This window comes from Dyella sp., assembly GCF_036746095.1.
Lineage (GTDB): Bacteria > Pseudomonadota > Gammaproteobacteria > Xanthomonadales > Rhodanobacteraceae > Dyella_B.
This window is the reverse complement of the sequence record NZ_DAIOEU010000093.1, coordinates 1-12049: the sequence shown is the minus strand read 5'-3', so window position 1 is coordinate 12049 and position 12049 is coordinate 1. Positions and strand designations below refer to the sequence as shown.

At 61.6% G+C, this 12049-nt stretch carries 11 protein-coding genes; 7 read left to right on the top strand and 4 right to left on the bottom strand.

Annotated features, from left to right (window positions below):
* The 5 genes from rpsD to V7M64_RS21425 form a co-directional block, all read left to right on the top strand.
* A partial coding sequence (gene rpsD, locus V7M64_RS21445; RefSeq protein ID WP_333682125.1) for a 30S ribosomal protein S4 occupies positions 1–443 on the top strand: 443 nt, incomplete at its 5' end.
* 16 nt (positions 444–459) lie between these two features.
* Entirely contained in the window at positions 460–1458 is a 999-nt protein-coding gene (rpoA, locus tag V7M64_RS21440) for a DNA-directed RNA polymerase subunit alpha (RefSeq protein WP_333682123.1), read from the top strand.
* Positions 1459–1757: 299 nt separating this feature from the next.
* Positions 1758–2138, top strand: coding sequence for a 50S ribosomal protein L17 (gene rplQ, locus V7M64_RS21435; protein WP_333682121.1), 381 nt, complete (start codon positions 1758–1760; stop codon positions 2136–2138).
* A gap of 146 nt (positions 2139–2284) precedes the next feature.
* Positions 2285–2797, top strand: coding sequence for a disulfide bond formation protein B (locus tag V7M64_RS21430; RefSeq protein WP_333682119.1), 513 nt, complete (start codon positions 2285–2287; stop codon positions 2795–2797).
* On the top strand, positions 2794–4158 hold the full coding sequence (locus V7M64_RS21425; protein WP_333682118.1) for a 3-deoxy-7-phosphoheptulonate synthase class II: 1365 nt from the start codon (positions 2794–2796) through the stop codon (positions 4156–4158). The genes V7M64_RS21430 and V7M64_RS21425 overlap by 4 nt, the downstream gene beginning before the upstream one ends.
* A gap of 18 nt (positions 4159–4176) precedes the next feature.
* On the opposite strand, the gene bla is transcribed toward V7M64_RS21425, so the two are convergent.
* Positions 4177–5076 (bottom strand): subclass B3 metallo-beta-lactamase, encoded by a 900-nt coding sequence (bla, locus tag V7M64_RS21420; RefSeq protein WP_333682116.1) that lies wholly within the window; start codon positions 5074–5076, stop codon positions 4177–4179.
* A gap of 85 nt (positions 5077–5161) precedes the next feature.
* On the bottom strand, positions 5162–6694 hold the full coding sequence (locus tag V7M64_RS21415) for an amidase (protein ID WP_333682114.1): 1533 nt from the start codon (positions 6692–6694) through the stop codon (positions 5162–5164).
* Between the two features lie 187 nt (positions 6695–6881).
* Here V7M64_RS21415 and V7M64_RS21410 point away from each other — a divergent pair, with 187 nt between their 5' ends.
* Both V7M64_RS21410 and V7M64_RS21405 read left to right on the top strand, forming a co-directional pair.
* Positions 6882–7595: a cytochrome c4 gene (locus V7M64_RS21410; protein ID WP_333682113.1), complete on the top strand. Its 714-nt coding sequence runs from the start codon at positions 6882–6884 to the stop codon at positions 7593–7595.
* The gene (locus V7M64_RS21405) at positions 7592–8884 is read left to right on the top strand and encodes a c-type cytochrome (protein ID WP_333682112.1); all 1293 of its coding nucleotides are present in this window, start codon (positions 7592–7594) and stop codon (positions 8882–8884) included. The genes V7M64_RS21410 and V7M64_RS21405 overlap by 4 nt, the downstream gene beginning before the upstream one ends.
* A gap of 4 nt (positions 8885–8888) precedes the next feature.
* Here the strand turns inward: V7M64_RS21405 and V7M64_RS21400 are convergent, their stop codons facing one another.
* Entirely contained in the window at positions 8889–10067 is a 1179-nt protein-coding gene (locus V7M64_RS21400; protein ID WP_333682111.1) for an efflux RND transporter periplasmic adaptor subunit, read from the bottom strand.
* An 8-nt stretch (positions 10068–10075) separates the two neighbouring features.
* The coding region (locus V7M64_RS21395) for an efflux RND transporter permease subunit (protein WP_333682109.1) at positions 10076–12049 on the bottom strand (1974 nt) is incomplete at its 5' end.

Genomic DNA, 12049 nt, shown 5'->3' with positions numbered 1-12049 from the left:
TCAAGCGCATCTACGGTGTGCTGGAGCGCCAGTTCAGCAACTACTACACCAAGGCTTCGACCCTCAAGGGCAATACCGGCGAGAACTTGCTGCGTTTGCTTGAGAGCCGCCTGGACAATGTCGTCTACCGCATGGGGTTTGCGGTTACCCGCGCCCAGGCTCGCCAGCTTGTTTCGCACAAGGCGGTGCTGGTGAATGGCAAGAAGGTCAACATTCCGTCCTATCAGGTGCGCCCGGGCGATGAAGTCGCACTGACGGAGCGCGCACGCAATCAGCTGCGCGTGCAAGAAGCCGCCACCGTGTTCGACACGATGGACCTGCGCCCGCAGTGGATCGAAGTGGACGCCAAGAAGTTCGCCGGCACGTTCAAGTCGGTCCCGGATCGCGCCGATCTGCCGACCGACATCAACGAAGCGCTGATCGTCGAGCTTTATTCGAAGTAATCAACCGGAGCCCTGCATGGCAGTTTCGTCAACCAGCGTACTGCGGCCTCGTGGCCTCAGCGTTGAACAGCTCGGACCGAATCGCGCCAAGGTGGTGGTTGAGCCGCTTGAACGCGGTTTCGGCCATACCCTGGGCAACGCGTTGCGTCGCGTGCTGCTCTCATCGATTCCCGGCAGCGCCATCGTCGAGGTTGAAATCGATGGCGTGCTGCACGAGTACACCACCCTGGAAGGTTTGCAGGAGGACGTGATTGAAGTCCTGCTCAACCTCAAGGAAGTGGCCATCCGTCAACATACGGGTGATGAAGTCACCCTCACCCTGTCCAAGAAGGGCAGGGGCGTGGTCACGGCAGGCGATATCGTCGTCGACCACTCGGTGGAGATCATCAATCCCGAACATGTGATCTGCCACCTCACCAAGGACATCACGCTGAACATGCGGCTGAAGGTGCGTCGTGGCGTCGGCTATCAGCCAGCCAGCTCGCGTCAGCACCCGGACGACGAGGCGCGCCCGATCGGTCGCCTGCAGCTGGATGCTTCGTTCGCCCCGGTGTTGCGTGTGGCTTACGAAGTGGACGCTGCTCGTGTTGAGCAGCGCACCAACCTCGACAAGCTCGTGCTCGACATCGAAACGAACGGCACCATCGGTGCGGAAGACGCGGTGCGCAAGGCCGCTGAGATCCTCAACGACCAGCTGTCGGTGTTCGGCGATTTCTCGCGTCGCGAGAGCGCTACGGACAAGGCGGAAAAGGGCGGTTTCGACCCCTTGCTGCTCCGTCCGATCGACGATTTGGAGCTCACCGTCCGTTCGGCAAACTGCCTGAAGGCCGAGAGCATCTACTACATCGGCGACCTGGTGCAGAAGACCGAAGTGGAATTGCTCAAGACGCCGAACCTCGGCAAGAAGTCGCTCACCGAGATCAAGGATGTCCTCGGCGTACGCGGCCTTGCACTCGGCATGAAGCTCGAAAACTGGCCGCCGCCGGGCTTGTCGCACGGCATGCAGCTGGGCTGATGATTGGCACCGACGCTCATCACGCCGGTGCAATCAGTTATTGGGGAGTAGGCGTTTTAGCCTCCCCGGATATCAACAGACGGCCTCCATGGCCGCACAGAAGATAGCTTGGCGATCCACTTTGATCGCTAACAGACGAGCCTGGCGAGTGTTGATTGTCAGCCAGGCATCCGAAGCAGTCATTCACGATTGCACTCTTAAAAGGCCCATTGCATCAAGGGCTTTAACAGCGGGAAACCGCGGGAAACCGGTTTATTGGCCGGTTTTTCATAACAACAGACACTAAGAGAGTTTTAGCCATGCGCCACCAAAAATCCGGACGCAAATTCAATCGCACCAGTTCGCATCGCGAAGCGATGTTCAAGAACATGGCTGCCTCGCTGATCAAACACGAGCTGATCCGTACAACCCTGCCCAAGGCGAAAGAACTGCGCCGCGTGGCAGAGCCGCTGATCACCCTGGCCAAGTCTGACAGCGTGGCCAACCGCCGCCTTGCTTTCGCACGCCTGCGCGACAAGCAGGCCGTGGGCAAGCTGTTCGTCGAATTGGGGCCGCGTTACCGCGAGCGTCCCGGTGGCTATCTGCGCATTCTCAAGTGCGGTTTCCGTCCGGGCGATAACGCTCCGCTGGCGTACGTTGAGTTGGTGGATCGCCCGCGTGCCGAGACTGCCGCCGAATAAATCCAAACATTTTTGGACGTCCAAATGCAAACCCCGCCGGGTAACCAGGCGGGGTTTGTTCTTTTTGGAGGTCATGGCATGCGCCTGCTGACAGCGTAGCGGGGAGCGGGTAATGTCAACATCCCCACCCCTACGGCACGGTTTCCATGAATCCCCTCCGCTGGTCCTATCGCGTCAGCTTCTTTGTTGGCTTCCTGATCTGTATCGGACTGCTAGGTTTTGCGGTGTTTGCCGAATATCAGTGGGGGTTCGAGCCTTGTCCGTTGTGCATTTTTCAGCGCATCGGCTTCATGGTCATGGCGGTGTTCTTCCTAATCGGCGCGATCCACGGGCCGCGTGCAGGCGGACGCTGGTTCTACACCGGCATTGTGCTGCTTGGCGCTCTGTTCGGCATCGTCGTCGCTGTTCGTCATCTATGGATCATGTCGCTGCCACCGGATCAGATTCCGGCCTGCGGCCCAAACCTGGCATACATGTTTGATGCCTTCCCCTTTCAGAAGGCTCTGAAGATGGTGTTCACCGGCTCGGGCGAGTGCGCCAAGATCCAGCCGATTCTGGGTCTTCCCATTCCGCTGTGGTCCCTGTTGTGGTTCGTTCTCCTTTCGATACTGGCGGTCCGCGCGAGCCTGCGGCGCGCTACGCCGAGGTTGCGCTTATGAGTGAGATGGCATCTTCCGCCGAGACGTTGAACTGGGCGCCGACGTCCTGGCACCAACGCAAAGCCCTGCAGCAGCCGCATTACGAAGACCATGTAGAGCTGAATCGCGCACTCGACGAGCTGTCGCACCTGCCGCCGCTGGTGACGTCATGGGAAGTGCTGGCGCTGAAGCAAGCGCTGGCCGACGCCCAGCAAGGCAGGCGGTTCCTTTTGCAAGGCGGCGATTGCGCGGAAAGCTTTGCCGATTGCACGAGCCCGGTCATCTCCAACCGCTTGAAAGTGCTGTTGCAGATGAGCCTGGTGCTGGTGCACGGCCTCAAACAGCCTGTGTTGCGCGTGGGCCGCTTTGCCGGGCAATACGCCAAGCCACGCTCGGCCGACACCGAGACACGCGACGGCGTCACACTGCCCAGTTTCCGCGGCGACGTGATCAATGGACCGGAGTTCACCGCCGAAGCGCGCCGTCCCGACCCGCAGCGTCTGATCCGCGCGCATGCGCATTCCGCGCTTACCATGAACTTCGTGCGTGCCTTGATCGATGGCGGTTTTGCCGATCTGCATCACCCGGAGTACTGGGATCTCGCCTGGGTGGAACATTCGCCACTCGCCGCCGACTATCGCCGCATGGTGACGGGCATCGGCGATTCGCTGCGTTTCATGGAAACGCTGGCAGGCCCCATCGCGGGCTTTACACGCGTGGATTTCTTCACTTCGCACGAAGCCTTGCTGCTGCACTACGAGCAGGCACTTACGCGCCAGGTTCCGCGCCATCGCGGCTGGTTCAATCTTTCCACGCATTTCCCATGGATCGGCATGCGCACCGCCGCGCTCGATGGCGCCCATGTGGAATATTTCCGTGGCATCCGCAATCCGGTCGCGGTGAAAGTGGGGCCATCGGTCACGGCTGAACAACTGTTGCCATTGATCGATGCCCTGAACCCCGAGGACGAACCAGGCCGCCTTACTCTCATCCATCGCATGGGGCACGCACACATTGCCGAAAAGCTTCCGTCGCTGCTGGATGCGGTAAAGCGGGAGGGGCGACGCGTGTTATGGGTTGCAGATCCCATGCATGGCAATACCGAGAGTACCTCCAATGGCTACAAGACGCGTCGCTTCGACAACATTCGCAGCGAACTGGAACAGGCGTTCGACATCCACGCCACCGCCGGTACACGGTTGGGTGGCGTGCATCTGGAGCTGACCGGCGAGGACGTCACCGAATGCATGGGAGGCGCCCGCGATTTGAGCGAAGCCGACCTGCAACGTGCCTACAAGTCGATGGTGGACCCACGCCTGAACTACGAGCAGTCGCTGGAACTGGCCATGCTGATCGTGCGCAAATCCGGGCCTGTGCGCTGACACCAGGCAAGCCGCGCGTCAATGTGCGGTTTGCCTTCCTGCTTCCATGCGCAAACGCTGTTGCAGGTTGCGCTGCCCCTCCTGTGCATACGCTTTACACGCTTGGGTATCGATCAACGGATTGGGCTTGCCTGGCGCAATGCGTGCTGCGCGCTCAAAAAAATCCTTGGGCGGATGAGGAATGAGCAGGATGTCGCATGGCAGCGTCGATAGCGTAGAAAGTGTGCGCCGATAACCAGCGATCCGTTCCGGGCGGCCCGGATCGGTGTAGCGATAGTCGTGATTGGTGAGCAGCGAAATGCTGTCGGCATACACCATCGACAGACAGCGATCATCTTCGCAGGAGCGCCACGTCCAGCCCGTGCTGCCCGGCATGTGGCCTGGCATCGCATGCATCTGCAAGGCCAGCGGCCCCACGCGTACCGTTTCACCGTCGGTAACGATTCGCACATCGCTGACTTTTGGATAGGCATGCACCATTCCGCGCTGCGGATCATCGGGATCATCCCCGCCCAGTTCCAGGGCTTTTGCGGACTCGGCGCTTGCGGCAACCTGCGCGCCGCTATCGTGAGCGATGGCGGCGATGGCGCCCGCATGATCGAAATGCGTATGCGTGTTGAGAATCAGCTTGATGTCCTGCACCCGAAAGCCCAGTGCGCGGATATTCGACTCGATCATGGTGGCATTTTCAGGCAAGGTGCCGTCGATCAGGACGTGTCCTTCCGGCGAAGTGACAAGAATCGCGCTGAGGCCGCGTGAACCTACGTAATAACTGTTGCCGTAGATACGAAAAGGCTTCTGTTTCTGAGCCCAGGTGATGGGGGAATGCGAATCGACTGGCGCTGTCGGCGGCACTGCATAAGCGCTCACTGCAGAACAGCTCAGTACGATCGCGCATAACGTCATCTTAGTGTTCACAGACACCTCCATGCTGTGGTGGAGGCCTCACTCTACGTGCCAAGGCGGGCCGAAGAGAGCAGTTCTCGGCCCGTCCGGTGGTCAGTTAATGGCTTTGCGCGGACACTGGCGCGTACGCGTCGCCATCCACGATGGGCAGGAATTTGGGCGCCTGCCATGCATGCGTATGCTGCTCGAAGCCATAAGCAATCGAGATGAGCGTCGGCTCGCTCCACTTGGTGCCAAACAGCACAATGCCTACTGGCAAGCCATGCGCCCATCCTGCCGGCACCGTGATCGACGGGTAGCCCGCCACCGCTGCCGGTTGGGATGCACCGCCAATGGTGGGATTGCCGCTGACGATGTGGTCGCCCAGCACCAGGTCAGTGAGATACGCCGGTCCCCATGATGGCGAGAGCAGGGCATCCAGGTGATTTGCCTGCAACGCGGCATCGATGCCTTGCGGTCCTGACAGCTGTTTCGCCTTGTTCAAGGCGTCCACGTAGGCCTGGTCAGTCAGCGTTCCCTTCGCTTGTGCCTGCTCGAACAGGTCCTGCCCGAACCATGGCATTTCGCGAGCAGCTTCCTGTTTGTCGAACGCGATCAGGTCGGCGAGGTTTTTTACTTGCAGGCCCTTGCGCCCAGCCAGGTACGCGTTGAGATCGTGCTTGAAGTCGTACAGCATCACGGTCATTTCCGGATCGCCGAGTTCGGTCAGATGCGGCAGTGTCACCGGATCGACGATGATCGCGCCTTGCGCCTTCATCACCGCAATCGCTTCATCCAGCACGCGGTCGGCATTCGGTTCGTTGCCTGCCAGTTGCCGCACCACGCCGATGCGTTTGCCGCGCAAGCCATTGGAATCAAGGAAGCGCGTGTAATCGGTAGCGTGTTTGTCCGCATCCGCGGTGGCCGGATCATGCGGATCGCTGCCGGCCAATGCCGTGAGCAAAATCGCTGCATCAGTGACGCTGCGCGCCATCGGGCCGGCGGTGTCCTGGTTATGGCTGATCGGGATGATGCCACTGCGGCTGACCAGGCCCAGCGTCGGCTTGATGCCCACGATGCCATTCATCGATGCGGGGCAGATGATCGAGCCATCGGTTTCCGTACCCACCGCCACCGGCACCAGACCCGCCGCCACCGCTACCGCGGAGCCCGAGCTCGATCCGCAGGGATTGCGATCCAATGCATACGGATTGCGCGTTTGCCCACCGCGGCCGGTCCAGCCACTGCTGGCGTGCGCAGAGCGAAAATCCGCCCATTCGCTCAAATTGGCTTTGCCCAGAATCACGGCGCCCGCCTTGCGCAGGCGCGTTACCAGGGCGGCATCCTGCGGGGCCGGCGCGCCCATCAGGGCCAGCGAGCCGGCGGTGGTCAGTGTGCGGTCGCCGGTGTCGATGTTGTCCTTCAGCAACACCGGAATGCCATACAACGGACCATGCGACGACTTGCGTTTCGCATCCAGCTTTGCCGCTATCGACGTAGCATCCGGATTCAACTCCAGGACCGAGCGCAAGGTGGGACCCGCTTGATCGATCGCATGGATGCGCGTGATGTCGTCCTGCACCAATCCCTTGCTGGTGAGCTTGCCGGCATCCATCCGTTGTTGCAGTTCGGTCATGCTTTGCCAGCTCACATCATTGTCCTGGGCAAAAAGTGGCGCAGAGGACAAAACAACAAACGCTAGTGCGGCGCACAACAGCGACGGGCGAAGCATGGCGACAACCTCCTGGCGTGGTGTGATGCCGCAGCATAACCGCAGGCGTCACGGCTGGCGCATGCGGCGCCCCTATACTTCTGGCATGGGTACCAGGGGCCGGCCGATGTCGATGCGATGGATGTTCCCGTTCGCCTTGCTGCTTTGCGGTGTGCTTGCGCACGCCGATCAAACCGCCGTATCGGACACGCTGCAGCAACGCATCGCCGCCTGCACGACCTGCCATGGCGTGCATGGCGAAGGCTCACCCGGTAGCGGTTTCTTTCCGCGCCTGGCTGGCAAGCCAGCCGGCTACCTCGCCTTGCAGATGCAGAACTTCCAGCGCGGGCTGCGCAAATACGCGCCGATGGAATACACCGTGCGCCTGCTCACGCCGGAATACATGCATGAGATCGCCGTGTATTTCTCTGCGCAGCAGGTACCGTACGAACGCAAACCGGTACCGGCGCTGGCGCCGTCGATGCTGCAGCGTGGCCAACAGCTGGTCACCGACGGCGACCCGGCTCGCCAAATACCTCCTTGCCAGGCATGCCACGGCAAACAGCTGACCGGTACCGAGCCTTCGGTGCCAGGGCTGGTCGGCCTGCCGTACGACTACATCAGCTCGCAGTTGGGATCATGGCGTACGGGCACACGTGCATCGGCGGCGCCCGATTGCATGGCGCAGATTGCCAACCGCCTCGCACCCGCCGACATCACCGCCGTATCGGCATGGTTGGCGAGCCAGGAAACGCCAGCCGATACACATCCGCAACCCGCAGGTTCGATCACGCCGCCTTTGCGCTGCGGCGTGCTGCAAACGCAAGGAGGTGGCGCATGACGCGGTTGCGTTGGCTATGGATTCCCGTCGTGCTGATGGTGATCGTGTTGGCCGGTAGCTGGTGGTTGTCGCAGCGGCATCCACAGCAGCCTGCCGGTTCGGAAGATCCTGCCATCGCGAGCATGCTCAAGGATCCTGGCGTGATTGCCAAAGGCCGCTATCTAGCCTCGGCCGGCGATTGCGCTTCCTGCCACACCACGCGCGACGGGCAAGCGTATGCGGGCGGCCGCATGCTGCCGACGCCGTTCGGCAATATCCCGGCGCCCAATATCACGCCGGATACGGAAACAGGCATCGGGAGCTGGAATTTCAACGACTTCTGGCGTGCGCTGCATGACGGCATCGGACGCCGGGGTGAACCGCTCTATCCCGCGTTTTCGTATACCTCGTTTACCAAGGTCACGCGCGAGGATGCCTTGGCCATCTTTGCGTACCTGCGTTCGCTGCCGCCCGTGCACCAGCCGAATGCAGCGCTGGGATTGCGCTTTCCCTACAGCGTGCGCAGCACGCTTACCGCGTGGCGTGCGATGTACTTCAAGGCAGGCGTGTACCAGCCGAATGCCGCGCAGTCTGCATCGTGGAATCGTGGCGCCTATCTGGTGCAGGGGCTTGGGCACTGCAACGAATGCCACGCCATGCGCGACCAATGGGGCGGTTTGGAAGGCCATGCCGCGTTGTCGGGCGGGCTGATTCCGGAGCAAGGCTGGTATGCGCCGGATCTGAGCACGCAGGCCAACGGCGGCCTGCAGGGCTGGAGCAGGCAAGACATCATCAATGTGCTGAAGACTGGGCAATCATCGAAAAGCGCAGCCATGGGGCCGATGGCAGACGTGGTGGCCAGCAGCACGCAATATCTGCGCGACGAGGATCTGCAAGCCATTGCCGACTATCTGCTTTCGCTACCGGCGCGTGCGACGCCGGCACCGATGCGCGCAAGCTTCGACAGCCAGTCGCTGGTCGATCGCGGCAACGCTGTCTACGTCGAGCGCTGTGCGAATTGCCATGGCAAGGATGGTGCGGGCGTGCCAGGCATCTATCCGGCGCTGGATGGCAATCCTGCCGTGGTGGATCCCATTGGCATCAATGCCGCGCGCGCCGTATTGCTGGGCGGGTTCTCTGCCGCGACGGCGGGCAATCCGCGGCCGTATTCCATGCCGCCGTATGCGCAGCAGCTAAGCGACGCGGATGTCGCGGCGGTGGTGACGTATATCCGGCACGCCTGGTCGAACCATGCCACCGCGGTCCAGGAGCGTGACGTGGCGACCTATCGGCATACGCCGATCGACTGAGTTCTCATGGCATCCGTTGCTGTTGCACCTTGTTCGGCCCGGCGACTTTCACCTGCTGGCCTTCAGACAGGGAATCCGACGGGCTCAGCACGATGCGATCACCATCATTCAACCCTTCGGTGATCTCCACCGTACTGCCAAAATCGCGCCCTAGCGTCACCGGCTGCAGATGCACGCGTTGCTGCCCATCCACCAGCGCAACACGCAAACCTTCGGCACGGAACAACAACACGTTGGCGGGAACAACGTAGTTGCGCGTCGCGGTGGATACCTGCAGTTTCACATTGGCGTAGACGCCTGGCAGCAACTGCTGTTCGGTGTTGCTTACATCGATTTCCGTGCGCAACGTGCGCGTGTTCGGGTCCAGCGCATCGGCGGTGCGCGCCACGGTGCCGGTGATCGGCTTGGCGCCGTAGGTGTTGAGGCTGACGTCGGCGGGCATGCCGACGTGCACGCTGGCCGCATAGGTTTCCGGCACGTCCACGAATACGCGCAGCGTACGGGTATCGGCAATCACGAATAGATTGCTGCCGCTGGCGCCGGCATCCACCAATGCGCCGATATTGAGATTGCGCTGCGTAACGACGCCGTCATACGGTGCCTCGATGTGCTTGAAGTCTTCGAGGTTCTGCAAGCGGGCCACGTTTGCTTCATCCGCCTGCACGGTCGCGGCATCTGCCTTGTACTGCGCCAGATACTGGTCGGCCGTTTGCTGCGCGATCAACCCTTGTGCCGCCAGTTTCGCGTAGCGATCAGCCGTGACTTTCGCGAAGTCCATCGTGGCCTGGTCGGTACGCATCTGCGCCTTTCCTTGCAGCAACTGGTTGTCGACGTCCGGCGTGTCCAGGTCGGCCAGGCGCTGGCCTTTCTTCACCTTCGCGCCAATGTCGACATACCACTTGGCGACATAGCCGGTCGTGCGCGCATACACCTGCGCGTCCTGCCATGAGGTTACCGTGCCAGGCAAGCTCAGGCTCTGATCTTTAGGCGATGCCTTGGGCGCGGTCGTGGCGACGGTGGCGATGGCGTTGCGGTCCGTGTCCGCAGTCAGTTCATGGCGCGCCTGCACGCGCTTGACGATGCCAAAGACGGCCAGCACCACCAGCACGACGCCAAGCCCGATCAGAACGAGCCGTGCGCCGCGCGAAGGCTTGGCGGGGTGCGGAGCATTGACAGAAGACATGATGGCTCTCACGTTGCAGCCGCATCGAGACGCGCCTTGCGGCGCCGATGCAGCAGACTGAAAAAGGTCGGTACGAAAAACAGGGTGGCGGCGGTGGCCAGCACCAGGCCGCCGATCACGGCGCGGCCCAGCGGGGCGTTCTGCTCGCCGCCTTCGCCCATGCCCAGCGCCATCGGCACCATGCCGATGATCATCGCCAGCGCCGTCATCAGCACCGGACGGAAACGCTGGAAGCCGGCCTCGACCGCGGCTTGCACCGGGTCGCCGTGATGCGCGAGCCGTTCACGCGCAAAGCTGATCACCAGGATCGAGTTGGCGGTGGCCACGCCCATGCACATGATCGCGCCCATCAAGGCCGGTACCGATAGCGTGGTGCCGGTAAGGAACAGCATCCACACCAGGCCGGCCAAGGCGGCCGGCAGGCCCGCAATGATGATCAGCGGATCCAGCCAGCTCTGGAAATTCACCACGATCAGCAGATACACCAGCACGATCGCGAACAGCAGTCCGCCCAGCAGCCCCCGGTAGGAAGCCTGCATGGTCTGCGTCTGGCCGCGCAGGTTGACGTTCACGTCACGCGGCAGATGTTTGGAGTGCTCGTCGATGACGCGCTGCACGTCGCTCGCTACCGTACCAAGGTCGGTGCGATCGACCGAGGCATACAGATCCATGGTGGGCCGGGTGCTGTAGTGCGTAACGATGGCCGGCCCTTCGCTGCGCGAGAAGGTGGCCAGGTTCTGCAGTGTCTGGGTGGTGGTCGAGCCGGACGAACTGCTGCTTGCCGTGCTGTTGTCCGAAGCGCTGTGGATCGGCAGGTTCTTCAGCGCCTGCAGGCTGTCCATGCGGTATTGCGGCGTCTGCGTGGCAATGCTGTAGCTGATGCCGGTTTTCGGATCCACCCAGAAGGTGGGGCTGACCTGCGAAGAGCCTGCCAGCGCGGTCAGCAGGTTGCTCGCCACGTCCTGCGTGGTGAGGCCGACCAGGCTTGCGCGCGTGCGATCCACGTCCACATTGATCTGCGGCAGGTTGAGTGCCTGCTGGATGCGCAAGTCGACCAGTCCAGGGATCTTCAACAAATCGCCGTAAAGCTCCTTGGCCACCTGGGACGATGCGTCCGCATCGTGGCTGGACACTTCCACGTCGATGGGCGCGGGCGCGCCAAAGTTCAGAATCTGGCCGACCATGTCCGCCGGCAGAAACGAGAAGATCACGCCCGGATATTTCTGTGCAAGCTGCCGCCGCAGGCTGCGCACGTAGTCGATGGTGGGATGGTGGTCTTCATCGAGCGTCACGAACACATCGCCATCCGACGTACCCACCACGCCGGTATTGCTATAGGAAAGATTGATGCCGCTGTAGGGAATGCCCAGCGTATCGACAATACTGGCCAGTTCCTGCTTCGGGATCGTGTCGCGAATCACGCCCTCGATGCCATCGGCAAGCCGTGCTGTTTCCTCGATGCGCAAGCCCACCGGTGCGCGAAAGTGCAACTTGATCTGGCCGCCGTCGACATAGGGAAAGAAATCGCGCCCCAGCCACGGCACCAGCAAACCGACCGACAAGGCACAGCTGGCGAAGAACAGGATCGCAAACAAGCCGCGATGGCGCTCGGTGGTTTCCAGTGCGCCGCGATAACCTTCGCGCAGGCGTTCAAAACGGCGCTCGAAAGCGAGCTGGAAACGGCTCATGGGGCCGTTCGCCTGCTTGTCGTGGTTGTGCTTCTTCAGCCAGAACAGCGAAAGCGTCGGCACCAGCGTTCGCGACAACACGTACGAAGCCAGCATGGCGAACACCACCGCTTCGGCCAGTGGCGCGAACAGATACTTGGCCACGCCACCGAGGAAGAAGATCGGCACGAACACGATGCAGATCGACAAGGTCGATACGAACGCAGGTACCGCGATCTGGTGCGCGCCTTCCATGATCGCGTCGTAGACCTCCTTGCCTTCTTCCAGGTGCGAGTTGATGTTCTCGATCGTCAC

What these genes read in the sequence shown, in the direction of transcription:
- rpoA (WP_333682123.1), top strand. Translation starts at nt 460, where the DNA reads ATGGCAGTTTCGTCAACCAGCGTACTGCGGCCTCGTGGCCTCAGCGTT.
- rplQ (WP_333682121.1), top strand. Translation starts at nt 1,758, where the DNA reads ATGCGCCACCAAAAATCCGGACGCAAATTCAATCGCACCAGTTCGCAT.
- V7M64_RS21430 (WP_333682119.1), top strand. Translation starts at nt 2,285, where the DNA reads ATGAATCCCCTCCGCTGGTCCTATCGCGTCAGCTTCTTTGTTGGCTTC.
- V7M64_RS21425 (WP_333682118.1), top strand. Translation starts at nt 2,794, where the DNA reads ATGAGTGAGATGGCATCTTCCGCCGAGACGTTGAACTGGGCGCCGACG.
- V7M64_RS21410 (WP_333682113.1), top strand. Translation starts at nt 6,882, where the DNA reads ATGTCGATGCGATGGATGTTCCCGTTCGCCTTGCTGCTTTGCGGTGTG.
- V7M64_RS21405 (WP_333682112.1), top strand. Translation starts at nt 7,592, where the DNA reads ATGACGCGGTTGCGTTGGCTATGGATTCCCGTCGTGCTGATGGTGATC.
- V7M64_RS21400 (WP_333682111.1), bottom strand. Translation starts at nt 10,067, where the DNA reads ATGTCTTCTGTCAATGCTCCGCACCCCGCCAAGCCTTCGCGCGGCGCA.